Origin of the sequence: Lactobacillus sp. ESL0260, assembly GCF_003692935.1 — a bacterium.
Classification (GTDB): Bacteria; Bacillota; Bacilli; order Lactobacillales; family Lactobacillaceae; genus Lactobacillus; species Lactobacillus melliventris.
On the sequence record NZ_REHO01000013.1, the window covers coordinates 473,025 to 489,233 of the forward strand.

The 16,209-nt window shown below is 36.5% G+C and carries 12 protein-coding genes; 5 read left to right on the top strand and 7 right to left on the bottom strand.

Annotation, left to right across the window (positions count from 1 at the left end; all coding sequences use genetic code 11):
* The first annotated feature begins 109 nt into the window (after positions 1 to 109).
* Together F5ESL0260_RS08550 and F5ESL0260_RS08555 are read left to right on the top strand one after the other, a co-directional pair.
* The gene (locus F5ESL0260_RS08550) at positions 110 to 1,183 is read left to right on the top strand and encodes a P1 family peptidase (RefSeq protein WP_122026595.1); all 1,074 of its coding nucleotides are present in this window, start codon (positions 110 to 112) and stop codon (positions 1,181 to 1,183) included.
* 83 nt (positions 1,184 to 1,266) lie between these two features.
* Entirely contained in the window at positions 1,267 to 2,883 is a 1,617-nt protein-coding gene (locus F5ESL0260_RS08555) for an alpha-glucosidase (RefSeq protein WP_122026596.1), read from the top strand.
* Positions 2,884 to 3,051: 168 nt separating this feature from the next.
* Here the strand turns inward: F5ESL0260_RS08555 and F5ESL0260_RS08560 are convergent, their stop codons facing one another.
* The 7 genes from F5ESL0260_RS08560 to F5ESL0260_RS08590 all read right to left on the bottom strand — a co-directional run bounded on the left by F5ESL0260_RS08560 (position 3,052) and on the right by F5ESL0260_RS08590 (position 12,756).
* Positions 3,052 to 4,656, bottom strand: a complete 1,605-nt coding sequence (locus F5ESL0260_RS08560) for an ABC transporter ATP-binding protein (RefSeq protein WP_122026597.1) — start codon at positions 4,654 to 4,656, stop codon at positions 3,052 to 3,054.
* A 309-nt stretch (positions 4,657 to 4,965) separates the two neighbouring features.
* Entirely contained in the window at positions 4,966 to 5,472 is a 507-nt protein-coding gene (locus tag F5ESL0260_RS08565; RefSeq protein WP_122026598.1) for an O-acetyl-ADP-ribose deacetylase, read from the bottom strand.
* A gap of 180 nt (positions 5,473 to 5,652) precedes the next feature.
* Entirely contained in the window at positions 5,653 to 7,854 is a 2,202-nt protein-coding gene (locus F5ESL0260_RS08570; protein WP_122026599.1) for a beta-glucoside-specific PTS transporter subunit IIABC, read from the bottom strand.
* Entirely contained in the window at positions 7,841 to 8,710 is an 870-nt protein-coding gene (locus F5ESL0260_RS08575; RefSeq protein ID WP_233557735.1) for a PRD domain-containing protein, read from the bottom strand. Before F5ESL0260_RS08575 ends, F5ESL0260_RS08570 begins: the two co-directional genes overlap by 14 nt.
* A gap of 159 nt (positions 8,711 to 8,869) precedes the next feature.
* Positions 8,870 to 10,162, bottom strand: coding sequence for a DUF4038 domain-containing protein (locus F5ESL0260_RS08580; protein ID WP_122026601.1), 1,293 nt, complete (start codon positions 10,160 to 10,162; stop codon positions 8,870 to 8,872).
* A 19-nt stretch (positions 10,163 to 10,181) separates the two neighbouring features.
* Positions 10,182 to 11,627, bottom strand: a complete 1,446-nt coding sequence (locus F5ESL0260_RS08585) for an L-fucose/L-arabinose isomerase family protein (protein ID WP_122026602.1) — start codon at positions 11,625 to 11,627, stop codon at positions 10,182 to 10,184.
* A 112-nt stretch (positions 11,628 to 11,739) separates the two neighbouring features.
* Positions 11,740 to 12,756 (bottom strand): LacI family DNA-binding transcriptional regulator, encoded by a 1,017-nt coding sequence (locus tag F5ESL0260_RS08590; RefSeq protein WP_122026603.1) that lies wholly within the window; start codon positions 12,754 to 12,756, stop codon positions 11,740 to 11,742.
* Positions 12,757 to 12,889: 133 nt separating this feature from the next.
* On the opposite strand from F5ESL0260_RS08590, the gene F5ESL0260_RS08595 reads away from it, so the two are divergent.
* The 3 genes from F5ESL0260_RS08595 to F5ESL0260_RS08605 are packed head-to-tail and all read left to right on the top strand — an operon-like array spanning position 12,890 to position 16,125.
* A complete protein-coding gene (locus tag F5ESL0260_RS08595; protein ID WP_122026604.1) occupies positions 12,890 to 13,723 on the top strand; it encodes a transketolase in 834 nt (277 codons plus the stop codon).
* Complete coding sequence (locus F5ESL0260_RS08600; RefSeq protein WP_122026605.1) at positions 13,716 to 14,660, top strand: transketolase family protein; 945 nt, start codon at positions 13,716 to 13,718, stop codon at positions 14,658 to 14,660. Before F5ESL0260_RS08595 ends, F5ESL0260_RS08600 begins: the two co-directional genes overlap by 8 nt.
* A 13-nt stretch (positions 14,661 to 14,673) precedes the next feature.
* Positions 14,674 to 16,125 (top strand): glycerol kinase, encoded by a 1,452-nt coding sequence (locus F5ESL0260_RS08605; protein ID WP_122026606.1) that lies wholly within the window; start codon positions 14,674 to 14,676, stop codon positions 16,123 to 16,125.
* Positions 16,126 to 16,209 lie beyond the last annotated feature (84 nt).

Consider the following 16,209-nt stretch of genomic DNA (forward strand, 5'->3'; position numbering starts at 1 on the left):
TACCTGCACTTGCATCAGATTGTTTTTGTAGAACCATTTTGTCTTGCATTAAAATTGGCAAACCGTTTTAATAAGAGAAGAAAATTTCTAAAAAACAAAAGGAGTAAAAATGGGACTTAACAAACCACTTTTATTTGCGCTTAGCGATACTAAGCCTGGACCAAAAAACTTAATTACAGATGTTGCCGGAGTGACAGTTGGCCACAAGACAGTTGTCACCGATAGACTCAGAACCGGTGTCACTGTAATCAACACTTGCCCAGATAATATTTTTCGGGAAAAAATGCCGGCCGCTACACATGTGATTAACGGCTTTGGCAAAAGTACAGGTTTAATTCAAATTAACGAACTGGGTACAATCGAAACGCCTCTAGTGTTAACCAATACTCTCAGCGTTGGCACTGCCTCGATGGCTTTGGTCAAAAGAATGCTGGCCGAAAACCCTGAAATTGGCCTTTCAACTGGTAGTGTCAATCCGATCATTATGGAATGCAATGACAGCTCAATTAATCATATCCGCGATTTGGGTGTCACCGAAGACGATGTTAACGATGCTTTTGCCGCGGCCGCAACTGATTTCGCTGAAGGCGGCGTTGGTGGCGGTACAGGTATGCGCTGCTATGAACTCAAAGGTGGTATTGGCTCTGCATCAAGGCAAGTCGAGATTGACGGTAAAACCTTTACAATGGGCGCGCTAGTCATGTCCAATTTCGGTCTTAGCACCGATCTTAATATTTACGGCCATGCTATTGGTAAAAAGTTTGTGGATAACAAAGACAGTAAGGAAAAAGGCAGCATTATCACAATAATTGCTACCGATATTCCGTTTAACTCGAGGCAATTAAAACGCATTGCTAAGCGTTCTGGTATTGGCATTACACGCACTGGCTCCTTTAGTGGTAATGGCAGCGGTGAAGTTACCCTAGCCTTTTCTACCGCCAACCGTGTAAGTCATTTCCCTGACCAGGAATTAAGCACAATTCAGGCAATTACTGATGACAAAATTGACCGCTACTTTAGGATTACAGTTGATATAGTTAACGAAGCCATTCTCAGTTCTTTGGCTCACGCACAAACTACGCCAGATCGTGACGGCAAGCCCATGTTATGCTTAAAAGATGCTTTATTGCAGCTGGGCAATGACGAAGAAGCACTGCAATTACGCTCAGATTTAGGACTTTAATCAGATACCGGTAACATTAATTCTCATTATTCTGCAGTGTTATAATTAACTGATAATGTTAGCGATTGCAAAGGAGAATTAATATGACACCTTGGTGGAAAAATGCAGTAATTTATCAAATTTATCCCAAGTCCTTCCAAGATAGCAATGGTGATGGCATCGGAGACCTACCCGGCATTATTAGTCACTTGGATTATTTGCAAAAATTGGGGATCGATGCAATTTGGCTTTCGCCAATTTATCAATCTCCCGGCATCGATAATGGTTATGATATTGCTGATTATGAAGCAATTGATCCGCAATATGGCACTATGCAAGACATGGATAGGCTGATTAGTGAGGCTAACAAACGCGGCATTCGGATCATCATGGACTTAGTTGTTAATCATACTTCTGATCAACACCAGTGGTTTATTGAGGCACGTAAAAGTAAAGATAATCCTTACCACGATTTTTATATTTGGCGTGATCCTGTTGCTGGTCATGAACCAAATGATTTAAAATCTGACTTTTCAGGTTCTGCCTGGCAATTCGATGATCAAACGGGCCAGTATTACTTGCACTTTTTTGCCCCGCAACAACCAGATTTGAATTGGCAAAATCCGCAATTACGGCACAAAATATACGACATGATGAACTTCTGGCTTGATAAAGGCATTGGCGGCTTCCGAATGGACGTAATCGAACTGATTGGCAAAGAGCCTGATCGCAAAATTCGCGAAAATGGTCCACAGCTTCATCATTATCTTCAGGAAATGAGCCAAGCTGTTTTAGCTAACCGGGATGTAGTCACTGTTGGTGAGACCTGGAGTGCCGATCTTGACAGCGCCCGTAAATATTCAGATCCCGCTCGACATGAACTCTCAATGATTTTTCAGTTTGAAGATCAGAATATTGATAAGCAACCGGGAAAACCAAAGTGGGATCTCAAACCGTTTAAAGCCAGTGATCTTAAAGAAGTCTTGCTTAAATGGCAGACGCAAATAGATTATAACCACGGTTGGAACAGTTTGTTTTGGGAAAATCATGACATTCCTCGTGTCATTTCACGTTGGGGTAATGACGACAAATACCGCGTACAGTCTGCCAAAATGTTTGCCATTGCCTTACATTTAATGCGTGGTACTCCGTATATTTATAATGGTGAAGAAATTGGTATGACTAACTGCCCAGTCAAGGATATTTCAGAAATTGAAGACCTCGAAAGTATCAATATGTATAATGAGCGAATCAAGCAAGGTTATACCAAAGAAGAACTGATCAGGTCAATCAATGCTAAAGGACGCGACAATGCCCGCAGGCCGATGCAATGGTCAACAGCTAAAGCTGCTGGCTTTACTACTGGTAAGCCTTGGCTGGCGCTTAATCCTAATTATCAGGATATTAATGTTCAAACCGCTTTAGCAGACCCACAATCAATTTTTTATACCTATCAAAAACTCATTAAATTACGTCATGAAAACGAAATTATCACTAATGGCAGTTTTACCCCTGTTCCTGCGAGTTCTAACGTCTTAGCTTATTACCGTGAACTTGCTGGTGAGCGCTGGTTAGTCGTTGCCAATTTGACTGGTAGTAATGAACAGTTTTCTGCAGCAGATAAAATTGACCAAGTTTTAATTAGTAACTATAATGCACCGCAATCACTTAACAACATTAACTTAAGGCCATATGAAGCCTTTGCCGTGATTGTAAAATAAATAATAAAAGCCGTATTTTTGTGAAAATACCCCCAAATTTGTCCTAAATTTGGGGGTATTATTGTGACTAAATTACCAAAATAAGATTTAGCAATTAAGTAAAACTGTCACTGGTGAAATTTTGCCGTTGATTTACCACAAATAAGGCCCTGAATTGAGTTTCAAAGCCTATTTATCTAAAATAATATTTCCGTCAAATAAGTCAGCTGTTTCTTTTTGTAGATGATGTGTTACTAAAACAACGGTTTTATTTTTCTGAGCTAAAATCAACTTTTCCAAGGAAATGCTGGCCGCTTTATCTAATGATGAAGTCGCCTCATCAAAAAGATACACTGGTGTATCACGCAAAAGTGCCCGTGCAAGTGCAATTCTCTGCTTTTGCCCACCAGATAAATTAGACCCCTGATTTGCCAGTATCGTGTTGACGCCAGCTGGAAGATGGGCAATTATTTTATCAATGCCACATGCTGCAATGACCTGGTTTAGCTTTGCAGGAGCAACCTTTTGCCCCAAAGTTAAATTCCATTTTAAACTGGCTGCGAAAATATAGGGCGTTTGTTCGACATAAGAAATTACTCGATGCAACTGGCTGTCAGTTATTTTAGCATAGTCTATGTCACCCAATTTAAGCGTACCAGTATAATTTTTTAGCAGACCACTAATAATATTAAGCAGTGTTGATTTGCCTGCAGCAGAATCACCGAGCAAAAGGTACTTTTTCCCTTCTTCAATAGTTAAATTCAGATTGTCTAAAATTGGTTGGCTCTTCCCCTGATATGTATACGAAAGACCCTTAATTTGAATTTGACTAGCAGAAATTTCAGTTTTTTGATCAGGCTGCGTGGCCGTTTTAATATTTGCCAGCTTATCCATAATTGGTTTAAGTGATCTAAATTCTTGCCAGTTAAAGCTAATACCGCTTAATTCGGCAAAAATTGTACCGGCAAAATATTGCGCACCACTAATAGTTCCCACCGGGGTAAGATGCCGTAAAATCAAATAGCCACTCTGGGCTAAAACAATTACTTGGCTTAAATAGGCAATACAATTGGTAAATGATTGAGTGAACCCGGCTGCCTTAACGTAATCAACAGCATTTTTCTTTACATCTTCAGATCCCTGATTAATTCTTTTAATAATTACTTGGGGTAAATTTGCTAAAAATAAAGTATTGAAGCCATTCAGGACATCATTAATTTTATTAACCAATCGTTCTTGCGCATGGGAGAATTCAAGGGAACGTTTAGATAACCATTTTGAAAACAAATTAGGTACCACTGCCATAATTGCAGTTAAGATAACAACAGTGGCAAGTAAGCTGACCTGAAAATATGCTAAAGTGACTGCTCCCAGCAAGATTTCGCTAATTTGTTGCACAATCATCATCAAGTCATCTACGCCAAAGTCATTAATTGTGTTAATATCATTCGTTAGCCATGACGCGTAAGTTGCAGTTGTTTGCTGATGAAAAGACTGATAATCCGACTGTGACAACTTTTGTGCCACATCCTGCCGAATTAGCAGGTCAATTTGCTGCTTCAATTTTGTTTGATTGATTGAAATCAAGTAGGTAAAGATCGCGTACATGACATAGGCAGCAGCCATAATTGTGACCCAAATAAAAAACAGTTGGGCATGCAGTTTGGTGACCTGAGTTAGGGCATTTGCACTGGCAATTCCTGCAAGTGTTGAAAAGCCGGAATTAATAACAGTTAAGGCAATTACTATACTAAATTGCCACTTAGCTCTTTTAAAATATTTGATTAAAGGCATATTCCTCCTAATTTTTATTTTTTATTAATATTTTTAATTAATAATATTACTTTTTTCATTTTTACTCAAGTTTATCTAGCATTAATTTTAGCTTGTCCTGCCTCACAACTACGAAATTGGCAACACTCTACCAGTAGTCGAAGCCCCGCAAACTAATGAACCTTTATAGTTAGTCAACTTTCAGAACTATTTTTATTTTATAGACAAGTTAATTATAATTTAATAAAAAAGATAAAGGGATAGCTCGACATTAGTAAGATTAATTTTTGAAAAACAATTGAAAATAACCTTCTTAATCTTTCCTCAAGCCTATTTTTTAACTTCTGTTCGGTATAACTCTGCTGTTTTAGCATCAAACGCACACATAATAACTTTCATTTGATAGTCAGAATGCTCCGTAAGCCAATTCTGCACGGCTGTAAAAGCAATATGGGCGGCTGGTGCCGCAGGAAAACCGTAAGCCCCAGTAGAAATTGCCGGAAAAGCAATACTATGCAGATTATGATCTTTAGCTAAAGCTAACGAGTTTATATAACAGTCCTTTAATAACTCATTATCTTGTTTAGATCCTGAATAAATTGGTCCCACAGTATGAATGACAAATTTAGCAGGCAGCTGATATCCTTTGGTAATCTTAGCTTGGCCCGTTTCACAGCCATGAAGCTGTCTGCACTCGGCCAGCAGTTCTGGTCCAGCTGCTTGGTGTATCGCACCATCAACACCCAAGCCACCTAATAAAGACTTGTTTGCGGCATTAACAATTGCATCTACCGTTAATTTAGTTATGTCGCCTTGAATAATTTTGATCTTTCCCATAGGTATAGCCTCTTTTCTTTCATTCTAAACCTAAAAAGATTTTTAACAAACAAAAAATGCGATTCCTAAGAGCCGCATTTTTCTATACTTACTAAGTATATCTTATAAATTGATATTTTTACTAATCTGGATTATTTTCATTATCTTTTTTAAAAATTCATTATCCAGCTTTATTCAATATTAAGCAGGAACGGCTCTGACTGCCCTCTTTTCTTGATCAACTGCAGCCATCAGCAATTGATCTGTGAACCCAACGTGAGTTCCAGATTTCTTTTCAATTAATATCTCATCAAAATCCGCACTATTTGTAACTATAACAGGAACTACTGTATCATATCCTGCTTTTTGTATTTTAGCCCTATCAAAAGTTTCCAGTAAATCACCTTTTTCCACCTTTTGACCGTCCACAACTTTTGAAGAAAAATACTTTCCAGAAAGATTAACAGTATCTATTCCCAAATGAATAAGTAACTCTACACCATTTTCTGATTTTAAACCAATAGCATGTTTAGTTGGGAAAACTGAAACAATTTTACCGGCAAACGGGGCACGTACTTCATCACTATCTGGCATAATGGCTATTCCTTTACCAATTGTTCCAGCCGAAAACACATCATCTTTAACTTGATTTAGTTCAACGACAGTTCCAGAAACAGGAGCATTAATACTTTCGTCCTTTACTTCCGTCAACTGAACCTGCTTTTTATTATCATCACCAGAAGTTACCTTATCGCCCCAAATAAAAGTAATAATAAATGCAATGACAAATGCTGCAATAAGTGATAGGCAAAAGCCTATAAAACTAAAATTAATTCCAGCTTTTTGATCAATGAACATTGGAATACCAAAGATGCCACCTGAGGCAAAACCACCAAACATTTTTGCATTTGCAATAGCAGCCATTGCTCCGCCAAAGGCAGAACCAATGGAACCAAAAATAAATGATTTTTTATGTGGTAAAGTGACACCGTAAATGATTGGTTCAGTAATACCTAAGAAACCAGAAATAATAGCCGGCCAACCAACTTCTTTAAATTTAACATCTTTAGCTTTAATAACCATTGCCAGTGCTGCACCGGTTTGTCCAAAAACTGTACAATAAAGCATGGCATTAATTGGATCAAAACCCTTAGTAGCGATATTATTTAAAAAGATCGGAATAAATGCCCAGTGTAATCCCAGTAATACTACTGCTTGCCAAATTCCTGCTAAAACAAATCCAGCTAGTACGCTTGCACGAGCATAGACCCACAGCACAATGCTGGCCAGGCCTTGACTAAGCCAGGACGTAATCGGTCCAACTACTAAGTAAGTAAACGGTACGGAAACAGCTATTGTTATTAAAGGTGTAAAAATCAGTCTGAGAGAAGCTGGCAAATATTTATTCAAAAACTTATATAAAATAGAAGCAAGCCAGACCGCTACAATTGCCGGTATTAATGTCTGCGGATAACTCATTAAGACTACGGGTATACCTAAGAAATCAATACTTTGCTTTGCCTGATATGCTGCCACTAAAGCCGGATAACATAGGGCTCCACCAATCACAGCTCCAACAAATTCATTTATCTTAAACGCCCTTGCTGTAGAAAAACCAACCATTATTGGTAAAAAGTAAAATAGAGCATCTCCTGCAGCATTTAAAATCAGATATGTACCACTTTTGGCACTAAGAGCATGCAGTACAGTTAGTAAAACCAAAAAGCCTTTTAATACACCTGCGGCAGCTAAAGTTCCCAAAAAAGGTGTAAATATTTTGGTTAGTAGCTTAATAAAGCGATTAAAAATATTAGTATTACCCTCTTCATTATCAGAAGTTTTCTCTTTAATATTTGTATCTAATAAAGGTATGATTTGATCATAAATATCTGCAACATTATTACCAATGATAACTTGATATTGACCACCTGCATGGGCTACTCCCATTACACCATTTAGTTCTTTAATGGCCTCATCATTTGCTTTATTTTCATCCTTTAATTTAAAACGCAAACGAGTAACACAGTGGATTAAACTACTGATGTTACTTTTACCGCCAACCAGTTCAACTATTTGGTCAGCTAGTTTTTTATCCCTTTCGATTGAACGCGACATTTTTATTTTTCCTTTCTTTATATTGGAATAATCTTTATTGCTATTAATGTATTTCATTAATGACTCATAGTATTGGTTAACATCATTTCCTATTAAGATTTGCAGTTGCTGTTCAGTAAAATTAAACTCATATATTTCTGGAATTTGTTGCAGCTTAGAATCAACAACTTTTCTTGGGTCCTTTAAAAAAAGTCTGATTCTAGCTACACAGTGAAAAGCTTCTGCAATGTTGTTTTTACCACCAACCGCTTTCAAAATAGCTTGAGCTACTTCTTCATATCTGTTCATTAACATCACTTTCTGTGAAATTTACTCTATGAATATGTATTGTCAAAAACATTATTTCATCCTCCGAAGTTTTGTAATCATAGTCTGATAAAATAATGCCCGCAATTCGCTGTGCAATGATATATTCTTTATGGTAACTATGCACAATCATATTATATAAATCTTTATCAAGGGGTAACTCTTGTACTTCATTCTTTCTTATTCTCTGAATAAAAAATTTTAAGTGAGTTACCAAGCGATAGTAAGATACAGATTGAGGGTTGATACTTTTATTAAGCATTTGTTCAATAATTTTTATGAACCTGTTGATTAGCTCGATTGTACCTTCCGTATTTTCTAGAGAATCACCTTCTTCTGCAGTAATCAAATGCATAGCAATATTAGTTGCTTCATCATCAGGAAAAATTAATTTAGTTTTTTCCGTCAAATAATTTAAAACACGTTTGCCTATCTGAAATTCATCCGGATACGTTTGCATAGTTTCAATAGTCAGCTTATTTTGGATCGGAATTCCCCTTTTTATACGTTCTACAGCAAATTGCAAATGGTCAGGTAATGAAATATAGATATCATCACTCATTTGTTTTCCAGAACTGGCAGCAGTTTCAGAAATAATATGATCAGATAATTCAATATATTGTGGTTCGATTTGAGCTAAAGTTTCACTAATTGAATTTGTTACTTCTTTATTTTTAGGATAAAAACATTTCTCAATTTTTTCTGGAGGTATAGTCTGTCCCGCCTTACGTTGAAACGCAATACCTGCGCCTAATGCTACTATCGTTTGACCATGATTATCTTGTGCAACTACAGCATTATTGTTTAGTACTCTTTTAATTACGATCAAGATATCCACGCCTTTCAAAAAAAGAGCAAGACCAAAAGAGCCAAAATATAGTTCAATATGGTCTTGCCAACTTAATGTAACAATCCTATGATTTAATTTCAGTATAGCATATTTGAAATCGATTTCAGTAGATAACTTAAATATGATTCTTATTTTAGTCTAATTAAGCTAATCTTTATTAATCACAATTAGTCCATCTTCCGTAATTGGTAACAACTGTAACGTATTATTTTGGATTTTACCATCCATTACAGTATGTTCCTTCAAATCAATCAGTTTACAGTGATCCACTTTTAATCCTAGTTGAGAAAAATTAACAATACCTGCTATTGGTAGATAAATAAAAATATAGTGACTCGCTTCCGCTGCCCTAACTGAAGAATTATCCTTAATATCTTGTTTAAGAGGTTCCAATCCCTCTGGAGCATACTTTAAAATAAAGTTTTTCAGAAAGCCCATATCTTTTGCCCCACGAAACTTCAAACAATCGCGCCAATCGTATGGTACTAACTGAACATTAAAGTTAGGCTCAAGTTTCTGTTCTGGTCTAACTGTGTCATTCCAAGGCCAAATACCAAATGTACCATAGCCCAATCCTGCATCTGCACCCGATAATACTGCTCTCCACGCCGCTTTTCGCACCTCAAAAGCACTATATCTTTCAGGTGTAGGTGCATTCATTTTAGTTAGCCCTTCATAACAGAGTTCAGTGTCTATAATAGGACCCTGAAAATCTTGAGAGCCACGTAAAGAAAGCGGAATTGTAAAAGCGGTATTCTGACCAGTATAACCATGACCCGATTGATAACTGTAAAAATCAATTTGCTTAACAAATTCCTGCGGTAAGTCATGACTTTCACCATTAATATGAAATGTAAACAGGCCATCAGGATCTGCTGCTTTTGCTGCTTTTAGCACTTCCCTATAATATTTAGTTGCAACTGATGGATCTTGCTTACCATTATCTGTAAACCCAACATCTCCACTGACAAACCAAATTGGGTTGAATTGTTTAAACTCCTTAACTACATAGGTCACATAGGGCTCAATTTGGTCAAAAGGCATCGTATTATTTTTAACAAATTTACTCATCCATGTTCCTGGAACATAATTCCCCCACAATAGAACTAATGCTGGGGTCATTTTCCTTTTTTTTATTTCTTGGAGCATGTTTTTAGCGTTATTAAAATACTGTTTATTTATTTCTGCAAAATTATATTCATAATTGCCATTATCATACTCAGTAACTGCAAAGGGTTCTCTATTTGGTAATGGTGCACTTGAATCCCACTGCCGTAGTGTATTAATCTGAATGACATTGAAACCTTCTGATTTGCGAGTATCAAGATAATAACGCCAATCTGGCATTTCAATACTGCTAAATGCACCCCAGCAAGTGTCTGCTAAGTAAAAAAATCGTTTATCATCATTAAATAAATATTTACCTTTTGCCTTTAACATGATTTCCTCCAATAATTTATTAATTATCTAAAATAGTGTCGCAGTCACCATACCAATACGCTGCTACTTTATCTTGTATTGGATCAAAATAATCCGGCGTAACATTGATATATTTACATGCTTCAGCAAGTATCGGTACAACATCTGCTCGCACACCGGCCATGTGATGAATATATGGACCATAAACATACTTGGCTTCAAACCTGTTAAGATCTTTAAATTCAAACCAGGCATATGTTCCCTGTTCATAAGGGCCAGAACACGTTTTGGCATTACCTAAGAGCAGTGAATATTTTCCGTGATCGCCATCAAATCTTACTAAAGTATATGTGCCATCTTTGACCTCAAAAGCAGCTGAACCAGGATAATCAAAGACGAAGTGTGAAGGTGGCAGAACCGGACGGTTTTTGGCAGTTTGAAAAGCAAAGGTACCCAAATGTTGTAATAATTCACTATTTTCATTATCAGGATGGCGACAATTAACATCTGCAAATAACGCTTTTTCGTCCCCCAGAGTTGCTGATTCTACCAATACTTCCGAAATTGCCCCATTAATATCCGTTTCACATGTTACTGGCATCCCTTCTGTTTGTAATAACGCCTCAGAAGCGTATGGCAATATCCCTATTTCACGCTGCAATTCAGTCCAACATTGAATAGTCCCGCAGTTGCAACCATATTGCTTCATTTTATCCTGCATAGCCAGTTTTAGAGCTGCAACTTTAGTAAAATCATCCTCTTTAATTTCAATGTCAGCCCATTTTTTAAAGGTTTTCTTAGTTTCAGAAATACGTGAATCATTATTTTCAATCAGATTATTCATATAGGAAGTAAGCTCTCCTAATGGAATAGGTGAAAGCTGAATGCCAAACTTTTCCAACAGTTCGCCCTCATTTACAATTACTGACCAAAAATCAAATGGTCTAGGACCGATCTGTAAAATTCTGGTATTTTTAAACGTCTTTACTACGTTGCATACCTTAATAAAATCAATTACTCCTTTACTAAAAGTCGGATCAGAAATATCACTATTTCTTATGTAAGTAAAAGGAACATTGAAATGCCTTAACACTTTACCAATTGCAAATAAGCCACACTGCGTATCTCTCTGCCGTGAACCGTCTGCCGCCGGAGCTTCATCCTTAGGTCCCCACAGAAGTACAGGAACATTAAATTTTGCCGCCAAACGAGCGACTTCATATTCAGTACCAAAATTTTCATTTGCTATAAACAGACCGTCAATATTGGCTTTCTTAAATTTTGCTGTAATCTTTTCCAATCCCTTATCATCATAAAGAAGTCCATCATCATTGACATCCTTAATATCAACATAATTGACGCCTAACTCGTCTAATTTTTTACGCGTTTTATCAGCAAACTCAATGGCGGCAGTAGCTGAAAAAATGTTTCTTCGCGTTGGAACAAAACCAATTTTTATTTTTTGCAAGCCTTGTTTACTTACCATCAAAAATAGCCTCCTAATTTATTTATGTTTTGTATTCGCTTACAAAAAAATATAAACTAAACTAGTAGACTATTCAATACTGTATTCACTTAATTAAACTAAACTACATTTTTTATAATGACTTTCTTTTAACCAATCTAGTTGAAATAAAGCATTTTTGGGGTAACCATTTTCGATCCGCAACTTTACTTTGCAACTGATTAATTGTTTGACTGATTATCTGGGTGATCGGAACATGTATCGTAGTTAATTCCGGTGTAACCATTGTATCTTCAAAAATATCATCGAAACCCATGATTGCAATATCTTCGGGAATTTTTATCCCTCTTTGTGTAAGTTCTTTTAATAGGCGCAAAGCCATATAATCGTCTTCACAAAATAATGCATCTGGAAATTTCTTATCCAACCGCAAAAATTCAGGCAAATCACCCATTAGTTCGGTGGGGTTCAGACTATAAACAAATTCAGGTGGAATATCAATTTTTTCTTCTTTTAATGCTCTTCTAAATCCGGATCTTCTTTGTAAAAAATTAGAAATGATGTGGTTAGAAGCTACATAACCTATTCTACGATAACCCTTTTCTAAAATATACTTGCCAGCCTGGTAAGCTCCTTGAAAATTATCTATTGACACAAAATCCGCATTTACATTTTCAAAATAATTATCAATAAAAATCAGATTTTTTAGATTACTGTTTAATAATTCAATCTGATTCTTATTGAGATCAGTTGCTAAAACAATCGAAGCCTTTGATTGCATCAAGGCCTTATTTTTGTTTAAGTCTTCGCGCAAATGATTTATATCTAGTTGTACTATTTGAACCTGACCGCCAAAACCACCCACATTTTGAGTCAATTTAGAAACCAAAGCATCAAAAAAAGGTAAGCTAGCATAACTACGATTCATCATTCCAGTTTTATCCCGAATGATTATCAAACTAATACTGGCTAATTTGCGCACTCCGCCTCTTTTATGCTTACGTAATGGCTCATATCCATGATCCTTAATCACTTTAAAAATCTTTTTCCTAGTCTCTTCACTCACGCCTGGCTTCCCATTTAATGCAAAAGACACAGCAGCTTTAGAGACCCCTGCCATTTTAGCAATATCGCTCATTTTTAGATTCAAATAATCATCTCTTTAATATTACATTTACTAACTTAAACTAAACTAACTAATCAGTACAACTAAATTAGATATAAACATGATAACCTATTATTGTAAGCAATTACAAGTATTTATTAACTAATGAGGTGTTTTTATGGATAAACTCGAATTAAAAAAGAAAGCTGTTGAACTTCGTAGAAGAACGTGGCAGTTAATTTACAATCACCAAAATGGTCATACCGGTTCTGATTTATCCTGTACTGATATTTTAGTCGCCTTATATTATGAAGTAATGAATCAAAATGCGGAAAATATTGGCGAAAAAAATATTGATACATACATTCAAAGTAAAGGACACGCAGTAGAAATCTGGTACGAAATATTAGCGGATAAAGGCTATATTGAACGTGGTGATCTTGAAAAGAGATATTCAACCTTTAACAGCCCTTATATTGGTCATCCTACAACTGAAGTTAAAGGAATGGAGTTTCACACAGGTTCACTTGGTCATGGATTAGGTTTAGGTGTTGGAGTCGCCCTTGCAGCTAAAATGAACCAATCTAGTAAACATGTTTACGTTTTAATGGGCGATGGTGAGCAAGCAGAAGGATCTATCTGGGAAGCAGCAATGGCTGCAGGAAACTATAATTTAGACAACTTAGTGGCTATTATTGATCATAATGACTTACAAATTTCAGGCACTACCGATTCGGTAATGCGTTCCAATCCGTTAAGTGATAAATATTTAGCGTTTAACTGGGATGTTGCAGAGGTTAACGGCAATAACATGAATGACTTAGTCAATATTTTAACCAAACCAAATAACACTAATAAACCACGCTTGATTATCGCTAATACCGTTAAAGGCAAAGGCATTTCGATGGCTGAAAACAGAGCAGATTGGCATCATAAAATTCCAAGTGCAGCTGAATACAAAGAAGGACTAAAAGAACTAGACGCACAAATGGAGGCTTTAAATAATGACTAAGTTAGATGAAAAATTAACTGCAAATACAGTTATTGCTCAAACATTAGATCAGGCAACAATTACAGATCCTAATCTAATAGTTATCACTTGTGATTCCCGTGGTTCAGCTGGCTTAGTGCCATTTACTAACACTCATCCCAACAGAACTATAGAAATGGGCATAGCAGAGCAAAATGCGGTTACAGTTGCCGCCGGAATGGCTCATGAAGGTAAACATCCCTATGTTTTTTCTCCAGCATCTTTTCTGGCAATGCGATCAATCGAACAGGTCAAAGTGGACGTGGCATTTAATCATAATAACGTCAAGTTAATTGGTATTTCAGGCGGTAATTCATACACTTGGCTGGGTAACACTCACCATTCTCTTAATGATGTAGCCATTACCCGAGCAATTCCCGATCTTGAAGTTTATCAACCATGTGATAAATACCAAATTCGGGCATTATTCAAATACCTGTTAAATTCCGATAAGCCGGCATATGTTCGTATTGGTAAACGCAAGCTTGACAACGTTTATCAGCAAGATTTCGAGTTCGTTCCTGGTAAAGCTAAAGTAATTCGTTCTGGTAAAGATGTATGCTTAATTTCCACAGGTGAGACTTTATACTTTGCCCTTCAGGCTGCTAAGGAACTGGCTGACGATAACATTAATGCAGAAGTAGTTGATCTTGCTTCTATTAAGCCGCTTGATACTGAAATGATTGCTAAATTAGCACAAAAATTCGACTATCTGGTTACTGTTGAAGAGCACGACGTTATCAATGGTATTGGAGCCGCAGTAGCGTGTGAGGCAGCTAAATATGGTCATGCTAAACTGAAAATTTTGGGTTTTCCAGACAAACCTGCTATTCAAGGAACACAAGACGAAGTCTTTCACTACTATGGTATAGATACTGCGGGTATTAAGCAATCAGTCAAAAATTTTTTGTCAGAATAGAAGTTGGTATTATATGCCTGAAAAATATATTTTAACTATTGATCAGAGTACCCAAGCGACTAAATTAATTCTTTTTGACCAGCATATGCAACTGGTTTGGAAAGCAAATTTACCACATAAACAAATAGTTAACGATCAGGGATGGATTAGTCACGATTTAAATGAAATTAGGAATAATCTCAGTGAGCTTTTCAAGATGGTGCTAAAAAGAATAAGCACCGACCAGCTCGCAGGACTAGCGATTACTAATCAGCGTGAATCAGCCGCTGCTTGGTCAAAAAAGACTGGTAATCCTCTTTGCCCTACAATAGTGTGGCAAGATAATCGAACAGAAAAATTGATAAACCGTATTTCATATCCTGAATTAGTTAAAACTGTCAAAGCAAAAACTGGCTTAGCCCTTTCACCTTATTTTACAGGTGCAAAATGGGGCTGGATGCTTTTAAATGAGCCTAGAGTTATTCAAGCTTACCAAAATAATGATCTGTGTCTAGGAACCATGGACAGTTGGTTAATTTACCAATTAACTAACGGAAAGAGTTTTAAAACCGAGCCCTCAAATGCATGCCGCACCCAATTAATGAATATCCATACAGGAACTTGGGATAAAGAATTAGGAGAAATTTTTGGTATTAAATTGGATGATTTACCTGAAATAGTAGATTCAAATGCCCATTTTGGTGATACAGACTTATTTGGTTTGCTAGACCAGCCAGTTCCCATAATGAGCGTTTTAGGTGATTCACAAGCAGCTTTATTTGCTCAGGGTTGTTTTAATCCCGGCGATTTTAAAGTTACTTTTGGTACAGGCTCCTCCGTTATGTTAAACATCGGGCAAAAACTACCAGACAATATCAATAATAAATTAAATACTTCTATTGCTTGGTCCCTTAATGGCAAGCTCTCGTACGTACTTGAAGGCAATATTAATTACGCAGGAGCTTGCATTACCTGGCTAAAAGATAATTTGAATTTAATCAAGTCTCCAGAAGAAACAAGTAATTTAGCTCTTAGTGCCAATCCTAACGATCGCACTTATCTCATCCCAGCATTTGCCGGATTGGGTGCCCCATATTGGAAACCTAACATGAAAGCGGCGTTTGTAGGAATGACCTCTTCAACTGGTAAAAATGAACTTATTAAAGCCACGCTAAATTCCTTAGTTTATCAAATTGTAGATATCCTTTCTGAATTCAAAAAGCTATTTCCTCAAGTCAACCATGAAATTCATACTGATGGGGGAATGATTTACAATCAATATCTAATGCAGTATTTAAGTAACATTGCTCAGAGAAACGTTAGAACTGCCGCAATTTCAGAACTCAGTGCTTTCGGCAGTGCAAATAATGCAGTTCATTATTCTAACGAAATAAATTATTCAACTTTCTATATTCCAAAAATGGATCCGCGTGACTCTAATTTTTATATTCAAGAATGGCATAATTGGATTAACAAACTTGCTTAACTATTATTACAAATTGAATGTTAACGACCACTTAATGATTTCAAAAAATATTACCCAAACAAAAAATGCGACCCATGTGAGCCG

Coding starts and splice junctions, on each gene's coding strand:
- F5ESL0260_RS08550 (WP_122026595.1), top strand. CDS start 110: ATGGGACTTAACAAACCACTTTTATTTGCGCTTAGCGATACTAAGCCT.
- F5ESL0260_RS08555 (WP_122026596.1), top strand. CDS start 1,267: ATGACACCTTGGTGGAAAAATGCAGTAATTTATCAAATTTATCCCAAG.
- F5ESL0260_RS08560 (WP_122026597.1), bottom strand. CDS start 4,656: ATGCCTTTAATCAAATATTTTAAAAGAGCTAAGTGGCAATTTAGTATA.
- F5ESL0260_RS08565 (WP_122026598.1), bottom strand. CDS start 5,472: ATGGGAAAGATCAAAATTATTCAAGGCGACATAACTAAATTAACGGTA.
- F5ESL0260_RS08570 (WP_122026599.1), bottom strand. CDS start 7,854: ATGAACAGATATGAAGAAGTAGCTCAAGCTATTTTGAAAGCGGTTGGT.
- F5ESL0260_RS08580 (WP_122026601.1), bottom strand. CDS start 10,162: ATGTTAAAGGCAAAAGGTAAATATTTATTTAATGATGATAAACGATTT.
- F5ESL0260_RS08585 (WP_122026602.1), bottom strand. CDS start 11,627: ATGGTAAGTAAACAAGGCTTGCAAAAAATAAAAATTGGTTTTGTTCCA.
- F5ESL0260_RS08595 (WP_122026604.1), top strand. CDS start 12,890: ATGGATAAACTCGAATTAAAAAAGAAAGCTGTTGAACTTCGTAGAAGA.
- F5ESL0260_RS08600 (WP_122026605.1), top strand. CDS start 13,716: ATGACTAAGTTAGATGAAAAATTAACTGCAAATACAGTTATTGCTCAA.
- F5ESL0260_RS08605 (WP_122026606.1), top strand. CDS start 14,674: ATGCCTGAAAAATATATTTTAACTATTGATCAGAGTACCCAAGCGACT.